A 16,513-nucleotide genomic window follows, 5' to 3' on the forward strand; every position below is an offset into this window, starting at 1 on the left:
CTTAGACCGTCCTGATTCGGGGGTTGATGAGCAGGTAAAGAAGGTCCACCAGGATGTTGACCAGCACGAACGTCACGGCGATCACCAGGACCACGCCCTGAACCAGGTTGGTGTCGGAGTTGGTGATGCCGTTGAGGATCTGCTGGCCCATGCCGGGCAGGGAGAAGATCATTTCAATCACGACGGCGCCGCCCAGCAAGTAGCCGATGCGAAGACCCAGCACGGTTACCGGTGTGACCAGGGCGTTGCGCAGAACGTTGCGGGACACCACGGTGAAGTACGGGACACCGTTGCCGATGGCGGTGCGGACGTAGTCGCGGTCAAGTTCTTCCACCATGGAGGTGCGGACCACGCGGATCAGCGAGGCCGAGACCGGGACGGCCAGGGCGAGGGCCGGCAGCGTCATGGAGCTGAGCCAGCCGGCAAAGCCCTCGGAGGGATCTGCGAGCCCGCCGGAGGGGAACAAGGAGTTCTCACCAAGCGCGAACCACTGGATGAGCAAGATGCCCAACCAGAAGGAGGGTGTGGCGATGGCGGCGATTGAGAAGACGCGGATGACCTGGTCAACCCAGGTGTCGCGGTAGAGAGCGGCAAGTACACCGAAGACAAGGGAAATGACGACTGCTATCAGGACGCCCAGAAACGTCAGCTGCAAGGTCACAGGGAAGGCGCTGGCAATAACCTCGGTGATGGGTTTTGCCGGCGGCAGCGTGGTACCGAAATCGCCCCTAATGAGGCGGCCCAGGTAGCCAAAGTACTGAATGAAGAGGGGGTCGTTGAGACCGTTAACCTGGCGGTACTGTTCGAGGGCCTCGGGTGAGGCTCCTTCGCCCAGTGCCGCGACGGCACGGTCACCAGGGGCGAACTGCAACACCACGAAGACGAGCAGGGTGACACCCAAGATCATCAACGGTAGTGCTGCGAGCCTGCGTCCTAGCAGTCGCAAAAAGTTTGCCAATGTACATACTCCGGTTCTAATTGCGGCACGATGTTGGGAGCAACTGTGGGCCGCGTCATAGTAAATGTGATGTGAGACGGGAGGGGCCGTGGCCTAAGGGCCACAGCCCCTCCGGTCTGTGTTGCAAGGTAAAGAAATTAAGCGGTTCGGCCTACACCGACGAATGCTACGCCCGTGGTGGGCAGCGGCTGGAAACCAACCAGCTTCTTCGGATCCCATGCGGTGGGCAGCTTGCGGTGGAAGATCGGGTACAGCGGCGCCTGCTCGGCGATGATGTCGATGATTTCCTTGTAGAGCTTCTTGGCGTCATCCGGGGTAGCGGCCAGTGCTGCGTCAAGCTTGGTCTGAACCTGCTTGTACTCGGCGGTATCGCTCCAGGCGAAGCGGTTCTTGGCCCAGGTGTTTCCGCGGAAGAACCAGCTCAGCAAGATGTCGGCGTCGTTACCGAAGACCGAGGGATCGCCGGGGGCTGCGACGACGTCGTAGTTCAGGCCACCCACCTTTTCGGGGGCGTAGACGGCCGAGGAAGCCAGGATCTCCAAGGTGGTGGTGACGCCGACGGCATCCCAGTTCTTCTTGATCAGCGGGACAACGTCCTTGACCCAGGCGGTATCCGTGCTGGTCAGGGTCACCTTCAGGTCGGTAACACCGGCGCTGGCGAGCAAGGACTTGGCCTTGGCAGCGTCGAAGGTGTAAACCGTGGAAGCCTTCTGGTAGTTCGGGCTGCCTTCCTGGAAGTAGGAGGAGGCTGCCGTGCCGTTGCCCAGCAGGGCCGTCTTGATGATGGCTTCCTTGTCCAGGGCGTAATGCAGTGCCTGGCGGACTTCCTTCTTATCGAACGGTGCGCGGCTCAGGTTGAACATGAGGAACATCAGGCCGAAGGACTGAACGGACTCAACCGTAACCTTCGCCTTCAGGGCGTCAACATCCAGGTAGGGAACATCCTCGATCGCCTGAACGCGGCCGGACTGCATGGCGGTGACGCGGGCGCTGGCATCGGAGAGCAGGAACCAGGTCATGTCCTTGGCGAGGGCAGGCTTCGGGCCGTTGTAGTCGTCGTTGCGGGCGAAGACGATCTTGTCGTCCTTGGCTGCGGAAACGAACTTGTACGGGCCGGTACCGATCGGCTTGGCGTCGAACGCCTTCTGATCTGCCGAGGCGATGGCCTTCGGGACAACCTTGACCACGGAGATGCGCGGGCCGAAGCCGGCGAACGCGGTGTTGAGCTTGAACTCGACGGTCTTGGCGTCAACAGCCTTTACGGAGTCGATGAAGAAGATGAACTGTGCGAACAGGGCCTTGTTGGCCGGATCCAGAACACGCTCGAACGAGTACGCAACGTCATCGGTGGTGACCGGGGTGCCGTCGTGGAACTTGGCGCCGTCGCGGATGGTGACCTGGTAGGTCTTATCGTCGATCTTCTTGGGGTCGGCGGCGGCGAGAGCGTTGTAAGGCTCACGCGTTGCCGGGTGGAGTTCAACCAGGCCTTCGAAGATGTGCAGGTTGGCGGCCAGCGGGGTGGCGCCGGAGGAGCTCATCGGGTCGAAGCCGGTGGACAGTGAGTAAGAGATGCCAGCCTCGATGGAGCCATCCTTGTTGACAGCGGCGGCGCTGGCAGATCCGGAAGTGGAGGGCTTGGAGGAGCCACCGCATGCGGCGAGGGTTGCGGTGAAAGCAGTTGCAGTTCCAAGGACGCCTGCGGCCTTGAGGAACGTGCGGCGTGAAGCCTTGTTCAGAGGCAGGTTCTGAAGAGTATTGCTCATTCTGTTGACTCACCATTTCGTATGTTAGTTATCGGATGTAGGACGTCCGATGCTTATAGGGAAACTGTAATAGCGGTCACAGCCATTGGTCAAGTGGCTAAGGTCTCGTTTTAGCAACAAGCCTTTTGGCTCACCCGGCAAGGAATCTTAGATCCAGGGGCACGGCTCTGTGAACGACTGGGTGTGGTGGTTGTTTTGTTATCAGGGGCAGGCTTCGTGGCAAGGTAAGGTGCGAGAAGGCTGCCGCTGAGAGCGTCAGTAGGGACGCATATGCCATTATGTAGGCAAGTCGTGGGACATCCGATATTCTATGTCATAAGTCACGTCCCGAGCATTCGCCTGACTTGGGCGAACGCCGGTATCATGAGCGCCAAGATAGGGGAGCCTCGTTGTCCACCTCCACATTATTGCCCAAGGCGCGATTTAGCGCCCAGGCGCGTTTGCGCGCCCTGCAGGCAGACATTATGGAACTTATTCTGGATCGCGATCTGGATGCGGGTGACCCCATGCCCACCGAGAGTGAACTCTCCGAAGTTCTGGGCGTCGGGCGCAACACCTTGCGTGAATCACTGAAGGTTTTGCAGGCCCTGGGCGTCATCGAAATCCGCCATGGCTTTGGGATGTTCGTGGCGCCGAGCAACTTCGACGCCTTGGCCGACGGTCTGACCTTCCGAGGCCGGCTTTCCCTGCGCCATGAAGGGCTTGAGGCGCTTCAGCTTGTTGACATTCGCCAGGCCCTGGAATCAGGGCTCATCGGGGCCTGCATCGCCGAGGTTAGCGACGAGCACCTGGTCCTCATCGAAGCAGCGGTGGCCAAGATGGAGATGCTGGCGGCTACCGGGGAGACCTTCGCCGAGGCCGACGCCGAATTCCACCGGCTGCTCTTTGAGCCCCTTAACAATGAGCTGCTCATGAATCTGATGAGCGTTTTTTGGAAGGTATACCGCAAGATCCACCTGGAGATTGGGACCGGCGGCTCGGATCTGGTGAACACCGCGGCCCAGCACCGCGCCATCTACGACGCCGTTGCCTCCAAGGACGCCGTCACGGCCTCGAATCTGCTCAGCCGCCACTTTGACGGCATCAGGGCCAAGATTATCCAGTTCGTCAGCGCCGTCTAAAGCACCTCCCACTACCCCGCGACGACGGCGCAGCGAAGGCGGCGCCGTCGTAGTTTAGTGAGAGAGCGCAGTTCTCGGCGATACTGTGAACATGACGGTGCGCAAAGTTCACGCGGGTGGGTATGAGGTGGTCACAACTGACACCGATAAAGTGGACGGGCGCACGTTTTTGCTGGTCCACGGCATCGGTATGGGGATCGCGTATTTCGCCCAACTGAGCCAGGCTCTGGAAGCGCATGGGCGGGTGGTGGCCATTGACCTGCCCGGCTTCGGAGACGCGCCAGAGCCCAGGGACGCCCTGACCATGGCGCAAATGGGCAAGGTCCTCATCGACTTTGTAGAAGTTGAGGGGCTTGGCAGGCCGGTTCTGGTGGGCCACTCCATGGGTACCCAGGTGGTTGCCGAGGCTGCCGCTCAACGCCCGGACCTGTTTCCCGAGCTGGTGCTGGTGGCGCCCACGGTGAACCAGCATGAGCGCAGCATTGGCCGCCAGGCTTGGCGCATGACACAGGACCTGTTCGGTGAAAGCCCGCGTCTGCTGGCGCTGGGAATGAAGAACTATGCCAAGACTGGCCCGCGCTGGTTCATCAAGAAGTTGCGCTCCATGATGGCGCACGCCATCGAGGACACGCTGCCGCAGATCCGGGCGCACACCCTGGTGATCCGGGGCAAGCGCGATCCCGTCTGCCCACACGGTTGGGTGGAGGAAGTGACGGCGTTGATTCCCGGTGCCACCATGGTGGAGGTGGAAGGCCGTGGACACGAGACCATGGTCAAGGACGGCGAATGCGTGGCCCGGTACATCGTGGCCCACGTTGCCTACGTGGGCGGAGCATGAAGCGGCTCCTGCGCCCGTGGTGGTGGCTGCTTGACTACTTGTATGCCGGGTGGCGCCAGCTGCTATCAGTATTCCGGAGGCGCTGCCCCGCAGCCTACGCGGTAGGGGACCCTGAGAAGCCCGCCGTCGTGCTGTTGCCTGGTGTCTACGAGACCTGGCTCTTTTTGGAACCTGCCGCACAGCGGCTCAATGCCCTGGGCTACCGGGTGTTTGCCGTGCCCCAACTGGGGATCAACCGCCGGAGTGTGCCGGTTTCCGCGGACCTGGTGGGACAGGCCCTGGCTGACTTGCGCTCCGTCCACGGCGTGGATCAGGTGGTCCTGCTGGCGCACAGCAAGGGCGGGTTGATTGGCAAGCACGTGATGCTCGACGCCGACGCCAGTTCCGTGGAGATCCGAGGCTTGGTTGCGGTGGCGACGCCGTTTTCCGGCTCGCTCTACGCCCGGTACCTGCTGTCCCGGACCATGCGCGATTTCTCCCCGAATGACACGGTTCTCATGGCCCTGCAGGCAGAGACGGACATTAACGCCCAGGTGGTGTCCATCTACCCGGAATTTGATCCACACATTCCCGGCGGAAGCGCCCTGCAGGGTGCCGTTAACGTAGAAGTGCCCGTCTCCGGGCACTTCCGCACGCTAGGCGATGAGACTGTGCTGACCGCCGTCGAACAAGCCGTAGTGGGACTGTCAGTCAAGGACAGCCCCACCACCTCTTAGGCGTTACCCGCGGCCACCAACGATTCGAGCATGTCGGGGGTCAGCGGACTGCCGGGGAATGCTGCGATCCGGCTCAGCGGCATGGAGGCGAGCATCAGCATCATGGACGGGTCGGAGAACACGGCGGCAAGCTCACCTTCGCCACCATTGGCCTGCGCGGCCGCAAAGGCCTGGCCCAGCACGGCACCGCCCACAGGATGCGCAAACCATTCGCCGATCGTTGAATTGGCGCTCAGAGTCACGGTGACCACATCGCCGATGACGGCGACCGTTGCCGAGGCGCGCAGGTCACGTGAGGATGCGCCCACCTGAACTGTGTAGTCGCCGCCTTCCACGATCCAGGCGGAGACCGGCACGTTGTAGTACGCCAGGTCTTCGCGGGGGATGTCCAGTTGCACGCGCTTGCTTTCGCCGGCCGCCAAGGAAACGTTGGCGAAGGCGCGCAGCTCGCGCGGTGCGCGAACCACTGCCGAGTCGTTCACGCTGACGTAGGCCTGGACCACTTCGCGGCCGGCGAGGGCACCGGTGTTGGTGACCTCCACGCTGACGGACAGTCCGGCATCGCTTGCGGAGACCTGGAGGTCGGCGTAACCGAAGCTCGTGTAGGACAGGCCGTGCCCGAACGGGTAGCTGACCTCCACGGTGCGGGCGTCGTAGTAGCGGTAGCCAACGAACAGGCCCTCGCCATAGCGCACATGCGAGTTTTCGCCCGGGAAGTCCAGGTAGGCGGGGGTGTCTGCGAGCTTGACGGGGATGGTCTCGGCCAGCCGGCCTGAGGGGTTAACCGCGCCGAACAGGACGTCGGCGATGGCGCCGCCGCCAGCCTGGCCCAGCAGCCAGCCTTCGAGAATGGCGGGGACCTTCGCGTCCCAGCCCGAGACCCGAACAACGCTGCCGTTGGACAGTACGACGACGGTGCGCGGGTTGGCTGCCACGACGGCGTCCAGCAGATCGGTCTGTACTGCCGGGAGTTCAATGTGGGTGCGGTCGAAGCCCTCGGACTCGTCGCCGCCGGGCAGGCCCAGGAACAGTACGGCAACGTCGGCGGCTGCGGCCGCGGCCACGGCCTCCTCGAGCAGGCCCGTTGCATCGGCGTCGCCCGTTGCGTAACCGGCGGCGAAGCTGACATCGCCGGCCGCTGCGCGAATTTCATCGAGGGCGTTGTCGAGCTTTGTGGGGTTGATCAGCGAGCTGCCGGCCCCCTGGTAGCGCGGGGTGCGGCCAAATTCGCCGATGACGGCCACCTTGGTGGAGGCACCCAGGGGGAGGATGTCGCCGTCGTTCTTCAACAGCACGATGCTGCGCCCGGCAACTTCGCGGGCCAGGGCGTGGTGGGCGTCCTGGTCGTAGGTGGCCGTGGCATCGGCGCCGGCCACAGCCTTGTCAACTAGGTTCAGGACCCTGCTAGCCGCCGTGTCCAGAACCGACTCGGCCAGGGTTCCGTCGGCAATGGCCGCAACGATCTGGGCGTCCGTCACGCCGCCGCTTGCGGGCATTTCCAGGTCCATGCCGGCGGCAAGGCCTGCAACGCGGTTGCTCACGGCGCCCCAGTCGGAGACCACCAGGCCGTCGAAGCCCCACTCCTCGCGCAGGACTTTCGTCAGCAGCCACGGATCCTCGGAGGTGTACGTGCCGTTGATCTTGTTGTATGAACACATGACCGTCCACGGCTGGGCCGTCTTGACCACGCGCTCGAAGCCGCGCAGGTAGATCTCGCGCAGAGGGCGCTCGTCGATGTCGGCGCTGACGCGCAGACGGTCGGTCTCCTGGTTGTTGGCCGCAAAATGCTTCAGCGAAGTACCTACGCCTTGACTCTGCAGGCCGTTAACAAGTGCGGCGCCCAGGACACCGCTGATGAGTGGGTCCTCGGAGAGGTATTCAAAGTTGCGCCCGCCCAGGGGGGAGCGCTTGATGTTGATGCCCGGGCCCAGCAGTACCGCCACGTCCTCGGCTTTGGACTCCTCGCCCAGTGCCACGCCGACACGGTGCAGCAGCTCGGCGTCCCAGGTGGAGCCCATGGCTGCGGCAGGCGGGAAGCAGGTGGCCGGCACACTGTCGGTCAGGCCAACGTGGTCCCCGGTCCCGCGCTGCTTGCGCACTCCGTGCGGGCCGTCGGTGACCATGATGTCCGGGACGCCAACGCGCTCAATGGGCTTGGTCTTCCAAAAACTTGCGCCACTTGTCAGTGACGCCTTCTCCTCCACTGTCAGCGAGGGCAGAGTGTCTATTGCTTTCGTCATGAGATTCCTTTTCGGTGAAGGGGTTAGGAGGCTGTGGAGTAGCGCAGGCCGTGGCCAAAGCGGAACAACGGGTCAACGGTGTCGAAGGGGACATCGGGAAGGTTGGCTTCCACGGCTGCCATGGAGCGGGGCAGATCCATGGGCAATTTGCCCTGGGGCTGTGCTGCACCAAAGACGATGTCCAAGAGGGCTGCGCCGCTGGCACCAAAATTCGCGGTGATGGCGGCAGCCTCCCCAACTAGCGGGGTGAGGATTGCCGGACGGTCCAAGAACACGTCAAGAACGGTAGGCACCGTACGGCATAGCGTGGTCAGCTCCTGGAGTTGTTCGGCCGGGTAGTCCAGAGATCCGGCATGGAAGAAGTTCTCAAACATCGTCTCGCGCTGCTCAAACGGGGCCTGCAAGCGGACAATAGCGACGTCGGCCTCCTGGGGTGTTTCAACCACAGTGGCGTAGGTGGAAGCCAGCTGCGCATCAACGCCCTGCAGGTAAACCTTGACGCCGCGCGGCAGAGGAAGCGTGGGGGCACCACCATCGGTGGCCTGGTTGCTCAGCAGTGTGAAGGAAGCGCGCTGGGCGGCGTCTCCGGCAGCCCTGAACTCGTCGCTGCCAACCAATTCTGCCGCTTTCTCGACGTCCACGAAGGGCGCATCGAAGAGTCCAAGAGTGAACTTTTCACGCAGCAAGCGGCGGGCCGAGACGTCCAGACGTTCCTCGCTGATTTCCCCGCTACGCACCAGGTCAATGAGCAATTCGGGGATCGCCTCCCCGCCAAACTGGTCGGCTCCAGCGTTCAATACTGCCACCATGCGTTCGCGGGTGGAGAGGTGTTCCACGCCCCAGGCGCGGGCCGGGAACGGGGAACCGGCGATCACGGCGTCACTGAGCAGGCCCCAGTCGGTGCACACCACGCCGTCGAACTTGTAGCGATCGCGCAGCAAGCCGGTGATGACGGACTTGTTGAATCCGAAGCCCACCTCGTCGTATTCGGTACCCACGGGCATGCCGTAGTACGGCATGATCTGGCTGGTGCCGGCATCGAAGGCCGCCTCGAAGGGCAAAAGGTGGTGCTCGAAGTTGTCTCCCGGGTAAACCTGCTCGCGGCCGTAGGCGAAGTGCGGGTCCTCGCCGTCCTTTTGCGGGCCACCACCGGGGAAGTGCTTGGTCATGGTGGCCACGGAGTCCGCGCCCAGGGTTTCTCCCTGGAAGCCGCGGATGTAGGCGGCGGCGAGCTTGCCGGTGAGCTCGGCGTCCTCACCAAATGTTGCTACCTGGCGTGACCAGCGGGGCTCTGTGGCCAGGTCGATCTGCGGGTGCAGGGCAACACGCAGTCCGACGGCGGTGTATTCCTGACGGGCAATGTCACCAAAGCGTTCCACGAGTGCTTCGTCGCCAATGGCCGCTAAGCCCAGGGGTTCGGGCCACTGTGAGAACGGCCCGGCCAGCATGGCGGTGCCAGGGTTCTCGGTGAAGGAATGTCGGGGATCCGTGGACAGGGTAACGGGGATGCCCAGGCGGGAGCTGGCCGCCAGTTCCTGAAGCTTGTTGTGCCAGGTGGCCATTTCGGCCGCGTTGAGGGCGCTTCCGAAAAGGTTGAAGTGGGTCATGGCACGTCCGGTAACCATCTCCGCGGTGGAAACGGTGCCGAAAACGGGGTTGGCCTGGGCCAGTTCGCCGTTCTCACCCATGGAGAGCATGGTGTGGAAAAACAGGCCTGCCTTTTCTTCCAGCGTCATCTGGCCAAGAAGGTTCTCCACTCGGTCGGCGGTGGGCAGGCTGGCGTCCCGAAAGCTCGGATCCACGGGGTTGCTTGTTGTATCAGTCATGGGGGAAAGATGTCCTTTAATCTTGATCGGTCAGGCGGGGGATACGGTTTTTTTGCGGCGTGCCCGGCGGGCATCGTCGCGGGCCAGAAGGGGGCTGAAAAGCCACCACAGAAGGAGGGTGACGCAGGCGCCAACTGCGGCTCCGGCAAAGGTGTCGGTGAGCCAGTGGGCGCCAAGGAAGGTCCGGCTCCACATCATCACCAGCACAAAGGCGATACCCACCGGCCACCAGTAGCGGCGAACCGCAGGGGAAAGCAGAACAGCAATCAGGATGATGAATGCGGTGGTGGACACGACGTGTCCGGAGGGGAAGGAACCGTGGTCCACTATGACCAGCGGATCGGCAGGGCGGGGGCGGTCAACCATACCCTTCAGGAGCTGGGCGAAGATCGACGGGACAAGGTATGCCAGGAAGGCAAACAGCATGCCCCACCAGCGGCGGGCGAAGCCCAACACCAGGAGGATCACGGGGAGTACGATCATGCCCGGCGGGCGTCCGAACGCGTCAAGGAAAGCGACCAAACCACTGGGCGTATATCCCGGGGTGGCCGTGGCCACTGAATGCCACCATGCGTCAAAGCCCTGATAGAAGGGAGTGGCCGGTGCCGGTAGGAGCGTGAGCGTCATGGCGATGGCAAAGGCTGCGCAGCTTGCTGAGGCAACCCACTGCCACCGCTTGCGCCCATTGTGCGGAAGGGGAGTCTGCGCCCCCTGCTCGAGACCCGTCGTCGTGCGGGCTCCTGAATTCGCCGCGCCGCTCACTAGCGCACCGACTTGATCGGCAAGATCGCGACAGCGCCGAGGAGGGCAAGGACCATGGCCACCGGGAACAGGGTCCCGTAGCCGCCAAAACTGACCACGATGACACCGGCCACGGCGGGGGCGAGGGTTTGCGGCAGGGTAGCGGCGATGTTCACCACGCCCAGGTCCTTGCCAAAGTCTGTCTTGGAGGGGAGGACCTCGGTGATCAAGGCGGTGTCAACGGCTTGGAAACAGCCAAAGCCGACGCCGGAGATTGCGGAGTAGATCATCATGCCGGTCAGGGTGGGGGAGACAAACGGGACCAACAGTGCCACGGCCAGCAGGACGGAGGCGATGACGACGAAGATCTTGCGCCGGCCAAACTTGTCCGAAAGCGGGCCTGAAACCAGGGATGCCGCAATGATGCCGACCAGGCTGATCATGCCAAGCAGTGGCACGTAGCTGATGGCGCTTTCACCGAGGCCGATGTAGTCCTGCAGCATGTAGAGCTGGTAGCCGCTCACCGCAAAATAGCCGTTGTACAGCAGGAGCCGGCCGGTGAAGCCCCAAAAGAAGTCAGGGTGAGCCACCGGGTTGACCCAAAATGTCTTGAGGAACAACACCATGGAGAACGATTCACGGGGTTCGCCCACACTGGAGCGGTCGGGGTTGAACACGACAAACAGCGTGACAACCACCAGTGCAATCCCGGCCAAAACCACATACCCAGCGGGAATGTTGGAGGCCAGCTGCGAGCCAAGGATCTGTCCGCCGATCGAGCCAAGCATGAGACCGAGCCCGGAGAGTGCGGCAAAGGTGCCCCGCACCGAACGAGGGACCCTGTCCGGCATGACGGCGCTCAGGGGACCCTGTGCGAAGTTGAAGGCTATTTGCACCATGACCCAGGCAAGGGTGATCTGGACCAGGCCGTTGGCCAACCCCATGCCGATCAGGGACAGCCCGCCCACCAGGGCGCCCAGAACCATCCACGGGGCGCGGCGGCCAAACCTGCTGCGGGTCCGGTCCGAGACCATGCCGGCGATGGGCTGGGCCAGCATGGCGCCAAAGGCGCCGATTCCAGTCACCAGGGCCAGGTTAGCGGCTTTAGCGCTTTCATCGATGTGCTGGATCTGCAGGGCCAGCAAGATCCCGGGTACGGCGCCCCAGATGAGGAAGATGGAGATATTGGTGGGCAGCATCCAGATGAGCAGTTTGCGCAGGCGGCCCTTGATTTGGACGGCCCCTTCTGTGGAGCCGTCGATGAGCTGCGGGTTAGGATTCCCAGCGAGTGACGTCGTCGTCATGGGTTCATGGCCTTTCGGGTAGGCGTCTTCCTTGACGCAATTAGCAAAACCATACAACGCACGGTTTCTTTGTGCAAGGGTTAATCTTTGACCTGCATGGTGTTGTAGCATCGGGGCATGTCCGAGAAAGGTTCTTACCCCAAAGGTGTTGCCAAACGTGAAGAAATCCTGCGAACCGCACTGGCAATCTTTTCCCAAGAGGGATACCGGGGCACCTCCCTGCGCGAAGTAGCGCGGGAGTGCAAGCTGAGCCTGCCGGGCTTAATGCACTATTTCGGTTCCAAGGAAGAGCTCTTGGCGGCTATCCTGCGAAAGCGTGACGAGACGGATTTTGCCACCTCACATGCCGAAGAGGGCGACGCGTTCAAGATCCTGAGCACCATCACCCGCCACAATGCGCAGGTGCCTGGCCTGGTGCAGCTCTACGCGACCCTTTCTGCCGCCGCCAGCGACCCAAACCACCCGGCCCATGAATTCTTTGTTAGCCGCTACCAGGATTTTCGCGCAAGACTTTCGCAGGCGTTGGCCGAACGGCAGGCGGCGGGCACCCTTGCCGCGGGCCTCGACGTAGAAAAGCTTGCAGCCATTGTCATAGCGCTCGCCGACGGTATGCAGGTCCAGTGGATGCTCGATCCCGGCATCGATATGGGCGATCATGTTGATTATTTGCTCGAGCTCTTGGGAACCGTGTCACCCTCACGGTTGCTCGCTGACTGATTTTGCACAACGTGTGGCTAAACTCGGCTCATGGCGTTTCCACGAGGTTCCGAGAACGAAGCAGAGCAATCCAGCACCCTTGTTAGCGGTGATGTCCGGCGCCACAACCTTAGTGTTGTGGCACGTTTCCTTCTCGAAAATCAAGCGGCGTCCAGGAGCCAGATAGCCAAGGGAACCGGTCTAACCCGAGGCTCGGTCACGGCGTTGACGGCCCTCATGCTTGAATCCGGGCTGATATCCGAGGCGGAGCCAAAGACGCCGTCGGGCGTTGTGCAAGAAAACGCAAAGGGCAAAGGACGCCCGCTCACACTCTTGGCACTGGCTGCCGACCATGTGGCGATTCTGGTGCTCCAGCTCGATGCAGACAAAGTCACTGGACTCCTGACCACCCTGGCTGGCGAGCCCCTGCTGCGTATGGCGCAGAGCCATGGCCGACCCATGGGCCAACCCGAACCGATCTTGGACCAACTGGCCGCAGTCTTCGGCCAGCTCGTGGATGCCGCGCGGGCTCTCGGGCGGAGTCTTGTTGACGTCACGGTTGTTGTATTTGCGCCGGTGGGCGGAGAGCCTGCCGTGGTTTTGGCGGACACGGATCTCGGCTGGTGGAGCGTTGACGTTTTGGCGGGATTGCGACGGCGTGACCCCAGGCTGCCTGACTTTGCCCGGCTGGTGCCAGATTCCATTCTGGCGGCGCAGGCGGAGCTTGACCTGCTCCCGGACGTCCAGGATTTGATCTACATGAAGAGCAATTCGGGTATCGGTGGCGCCATTATTAGCGGCGGCATAGCGATCGAGGGCGCCCACAAATTGGCGGGAGCCTTGGGGCACCTGCCCTTGGTTCCAGGCGGGGAATTGTGCGGTTGTGGGCAGCATGGTTGCCTGGTCACTGTTGCCGGACCCGATGCGATTCTGGCGGCCGCTGGCTTGACGGACATCCTGATCCGCGATGGGCTAACGGCCGCGCTGTCAGAACTGACCACACGCATCTTGGCGGGTGAGCCGCGCGCCACGGCAGCTTGGGACACGGCTGTGGAATGGATCTGCCGCGCCCTGCAAATCCTGGCCATGTCCTTTGACCCGCAGATTATTGTCTTGGGTGGCTACTGGGCGCATCTGGCGCATACCGTCAAGGAGCGCCTTGAACAAGGCTGGCCTCAGCCCATGTCCGGCCAGCTTTGGGTGGGCCCCACGGTTGTGGCAGGCCAGCTGGCTGATGACGCGGCCCTGTTTGGTGCGGTCCGGGATGCCCGGGACAGGGCATTGATGGACCCGCTCAAAATATCCATATAGTTCAACCCTTGAATTATTGGCACGAGGGATGCATACTCGATTACTAGGTCTGCCAATTTGTGGCGGACATTACTTCAGTATCGCGAAATCTCAAAGATGAGGAATCCTCGTGTCCAATCCAGCTCCCTCCTCCGGCGTCACCCAGCCCAGTAAAGCGACAAGTGCTCCCGACTCGTCGCTTATCGACGATCAGCCCTCGATCAGCCCTCCGGCTACCAAGGCGATCCTGCCTTGGATGGCAATCGCCTCGGTCTTCCTCTTTGCCACCTACTCGGCCCTGACCGGCATCCTGCTGCCCGTCCAGGTTGCACTGATCAGTGAAGCCGACAAGATCACTAACCTGGCCATCGTCACCACGGTCTCATTTATCTTTACCCTGTTCGCCCAGCCCATCGTTGGCGCCTTCAGCGACAGGACCCGATCCCGGCTAGGGCGTCGCGCACCGTGGATGCTCATTGGCTCCTCGATCGCAGCTATCGCCCTGCTTGGCCTGGGCGGCATGAAGAACGTCCTGTGGATCACCGTCTTTTGGGTCATTATCCAGGTTGCCCTGAACGCTTTCCAGGGTCCGCTCTCGGCCATCGTCCCCGACCGTTTCCCCCGTTCAAAGCGTGGTGCCGCATCGGCCATGGTCGGTATGGGCATGATGATCGGTGCTGCAGTTGGCGTGGTTGCCGCCGGCCAGTTCGCTAGCAACGTGGGCATCGGCTACACCGTCTTCGGTGTGGGTGTGCTCGTCGTGACAGTGCTCTTCGTACTGTTCAACCGCGACAAGTCAAGCGTTTCCCTCGTTGTGGAACCCTTCAGCTGGAAGCAGTTCGCCTCCGGATTCTGGATCAAGCCGAAGGAAAACCCCGATTTCGCCTGGGCATTCGCCGCACGATTCTTCTTCATCCTGGGCTACTTCGTCATCTCGGCCTACAACCTCTACATCCTCACTGACTACATTCACCTCACACTGGCGGACGCAGCCGTCAAGGCTGGCCTGCTCGCCATAGTCGGCATGGTCCCGACGATTGTCTCGATCGTGCTGGCCGGATTCTGGAGCGACAAGCTCGGTCGACGCAAGGTCTTCATCTACGCCGCCACCGTCATCATGGTCATCGGCCTGGCCATGCCGCTGTTGATGCCGAGCCTCACCGGGATGCTGGTCATGAGTGCCATCAACGGCTTCGGCTTCGGTCTTTACATGGCCTGCGACACCGCCCTGATGACTGAGGTCCTGCCCGGTGGTGGCGCTGCAGCCGGTAAGGATCTTGGCATCCTGAACGTCGCCACCAATATTCCGCAGGCCCTGAGCCCGGCAGTTGCCGGCCTCCTGATTGGAGTTCTTGGCGGCTACCAAGCTCTGTTTATCTTCGGCATGATCTCAGTGGTCATCGCCGCACTCGTTCTGATCCCCATCAAAAGCGTTCGCTAGGAAAATTCGCAATGACAACATCTGCACAGCATCCCGAAGTAACCACAACAGCCGGCACGGTCCGCGGCTTCTGGCGCGAGAACTCGGCGGCCTTCCTGGGAATTCCCTTCGCGGAACCGCCCGTTGGCGAGAACCGTTTCCAGGCACCGGTTCCGCACCGGCCCTGGGAGGGCGTGCGTGACGCCCTGGAACACGGCGCCACCCCGCAGCGCAAGGCCCTCGCCGAGGTCACCCTGATCCCGGAACCGTCCATTTTGGGGGAGTCCACCCTAAACGTCAATGTTTTCACCCCCAGCCCCGTTGAAGCGGACGGCGTTGGCCTTCCGGTGTTGGTTTGGATTCACGGCGGCGGCTACGTTGCAGGCTCTCCGGCAAGTCCCTGGTACGACGGCGCGGCGTTCAATCGCGACGGTGTGGTCACGGTTTCCGTGTCCTACCGTTTGGGCTTTGACGGCTTTGGCTGGATCGAGGATGCACCGAGCAACCGTGGCGTTCTTGACTGGCTGCTTGCCTTGGAATGGGTCAAGGACAACATTGCCGCATTCGGTGGTGACCCGTCCCGGGTGACCCTTTCCGGGCAGTCGGCAGGTGGCGGTGCGGTTCAGACGCTTCTAGCGATGCCTTCCGCGCAGCCCTTGTTTAAGAGCGTGATCTCACTTTCCGGCCCGCCCACGGCGGCCACATTGGAAGAATCCGAGGAGCTGGGTCGAAAGCTGGCCGAATTGGGCGGGGTTGCACCCACCATTGCCGGGCTGTCTACGCTGAGCGAGGCCGAAGTTCTGGCACTTCAGGGCCAGGTTTCCTCCCTGAGTGCCGGAGACGGTGGCGCCGACGCGGACCCTCTGGCGGGGTTGAAGATGTTCCTGGGCGGCGGTACCTTGACGCTGGGCCCCGTAGTGGACGGCGAGCTCATCCCCCTGGGTACCGTCGATGCACTCGCTGCCGGCATCGGAGCCGATAAGGAACTGATCATTGGGACAACGGACAACGAGTTCAACATGGTCATGGCGGGCGCCCGCGATGCGCTGGCCGAGGTTCCGCCTGCGGCCGTGCTGGGCTCGGTAGGTGTGGCCCCGGCGCTCATCGAGGCCTACGTCGCCTCGCACCCGGGCCTGGGGACGGCTGAATTGGTGGGTCAGTACGTCACGGACTTCATGTTCCGGGCGCCGTCACTAAACCTCGCCGAGGTTCGTGCGGCCGCTGGGGCGCCAACGTGGCTCTACCGGTTCTCCTGGAAGTCCCCGACCATGGGCGACGCCTGCCATTGCATTGACGTCCCCTTCATGTGGGATGTTCTCGGAGAAGAGCACGTGCCGGCTATTGCGGGCACCGAACCCCCGCAGGAACTCGCCGACGGGCTGCACGCCAGTAGCGTCGCGTTCATCGCCACGGGCCAGCCAGGCTGGCCTGCCTACGACGATGTGGACCGTGCTGTGCGTGTTTATGACGTACCTACCTCTGTGGTGCGTGACGGCTATGGTGACACCCGCGCGCTGCTGCCGGAGCGTGTCTCCTAAGTCTTAGGCGCACTGGCACTACGCAAGACTGGCCTTTGTCCGCTTACCCGTTGTTGGATAAC

General features: G+C 62.4%; 13 protein-coding genes. 7 read left to right on the forward strand and 6 right to left on the reverse strand.

What is annotated here, in order from left to right; genetic code table 11:
* Position 1: 1 nt before the first annotated feature.
* Together CXQ94_RS05680 and CXQ94_RS05685 are read right to left on the reverse strand one after the other, a co-directional pair.
* Positions 2–958 (reverse strand): ABC transporter permease, encoded by a 957-nt coding sequence (locus CXQ94_RS05680; RefSeq protein WP_104087216.1) that lies wholly within the window; start codon positions 956–958, stop codon positions 2–4.
* 137 nt (positions 959–1,095) lie between these two features.
* On the reverse strand, positions 1,096–2,721 hold the full coding sequence (locus CXQ94_RS05685) for an ABC transporter substrate-binding protein (RefSeq protein ID WP_104087217.1): 1,626 nt from the start codon (positions 2,719–2,721) through the stop codon (positions 1,096–1,098).
* A gap of 389 nt (positions 2,722–3,110) precedes the next feature.
* Here CXQ94_RS05685 and CXQ94_RS05690 point away from each other — a divergent pair, with 389 nt between their 5' ends.
* The 3 genes from CXQ94_RS05690 to CXQ94_RS05700 all read left to right on the forward strand — a co-directional run bounded on the left by CXQ94_RS05690 (position 3,111) and on the right by CXQ94_RS05700 (position 5,396).
* Positions 3,111–3,842, forward strand: coding sequence for a FadR/GntR family transcriptional regulator (locus CXQ94_RS05690; protein WP_104087218.1), 732 nt, complete (start codon positions 3,111–3,113; stop codon positions 3,840–3,842).
* 91 nt (positions 3,843–3,933) lie between these two features.
* Entirely contained in the window at positions 3,934–4,680 is a 747-nt protein-coding gene (locus CXQ94_RS05695; protein WP_104087219.1) for an alpha/beta fold hydrolase, read from the forward strand.
* Positions 4,677–5,396: a triacylglycerol lipase gene (locus tag CXQ94_RS05700; protein WP_104087220.1), complete on the forward strand. Its 720-nt coding sequence runs from the start codon at positions 4,677–4,679 to the stop codon at positions 5,394–5,396. Before CXQ94_RS05695 ends, CXQ94_RS05700 begins: the two co-directional genes overlap by 4 nt.
* Here the strand turns inward: CXQ94_RS05700 and CXQ94_RS05705 are convergent.
* From CXQ94_RS05705 to CXQ94_RS05720, 4 genes are read right to left on the reverse strand one after another with little or no spacing between them, the layout of a single operon-like run.
* Complete coding sequence (locus CXQ94_RS05705; protein ID WP_104087221.1) at positions 5,393–7,636, reverse strand: glycoside hydrolase family 3 C-terminal domain-containing protein; 2,244 nt, start codon at positions 7,634–7,636, stop codon at positions 5,393–5,395. The two genes, CXQ94_RS05700 and CXQ94_RS05705, sit on opposite strands and share 4 nt — an antisense overlap.
* 23 nt (positions 7,637–7,659) lie before the next feature.
* The gene (locus tag CXQ94_RS05710; protein ID WP_104087222.1) at positions 7,660–9,462 is read right to left on the reverse strand and encodes a glycoside hydrolase family 3 protein; all 1,803 of its coding nucleotides are present in this window, start codon (positions 9,460–9,462) and stop codon (positions 7,660–7,662) included.
* Between the two features lie 30 nt (positions 9,463–9,492).
* Entirely contained in the window at positions 9,493–10,224 is a 732-nt protein-coding gene (locus CXQ94_RS05715) for a phosphatase PAP2 family protein (RefSeq protein WP_104087223.1), read from the reverse strand.
* On the reverse strand, positions 10,224–11,507 hold the full coding sequence (locus CXQ94_RS05720) for an MFS transporter (protein ID WP_104087224.1): 1,284 nt from the start codon (positions 11,505–11,507) through the stop codon (positions 10,224–10,226). Before CXQ94_RS05720 ends, CXQ94_RS05715 begins: the two co-directional genes overlap by 1 nt.
* A gap of 117 nt (positions 11,508–11,624) precedes the next feature.
* Between CXQ94_RS05720 and CXQ94_RS05725 the strand changes: the two genes are divergently transcribed.
* From CXQ94_RS05725 to CXQ94_RS05740, 4 genes are all read left to right on the forward strand, one after another.
* Positions 11,625–12,224: a TetR/AcrR family transcriptional regulator gene (locus CXQ94_RS05725; RefSeq protein WP_104087225.1), complete on the forward strand. Its 600-nt coding sequence runs from the start codon at positions 11,625–11,627 to the stop codon at positions 12,222–12,224.
* 30 nt (positions 12,225–12,254) lie between these two features.
* A complete protein-coding gene (locus CXQ94_RS05730; protein ID WP_104087226.1) occupies positions 12,255–13,514 on the forward strand; it encodes an ROK family protein in 1,260 nt (419 codons plus the stop codon).
* Between the two features lie 109 nt (positions 13,515–13,623).
* Positions 13,624–14,934 (forward strand): MFS transporter, encoded by a 1,311-nt coding sequence (locus CXQ94_RS05735; protein ID WP_258066771.1) that lies wholly within the window; start codon positions 13,624–13,626, stop codon positions 14,932–14,934.
* A gap of 11 nt (positions 14,935–14,945) precedes the next feature.
* Complete coding sequence (locus CXQ94_RS05740; RefSeq protein ID WP_104087228.1) at positions 14,946–16,451, forward strand: carboxylesterase/lipase family protein; 1,506 nt, start codon at positions 14,946–14,948, stop codon at positions 16,449–16,451.
* Positions 16,452–16,513: the final 62 nt, after the last annotated feature.

The sequence above is a fragment of the Arthrobacter sp. GMC3 genome, assembly GCF_002929305.1.
Lineage (GTDB): Bacteria > Actinomycetota > Actinomycetes > Actinomycetales > Micrococcaceae > Specibacter.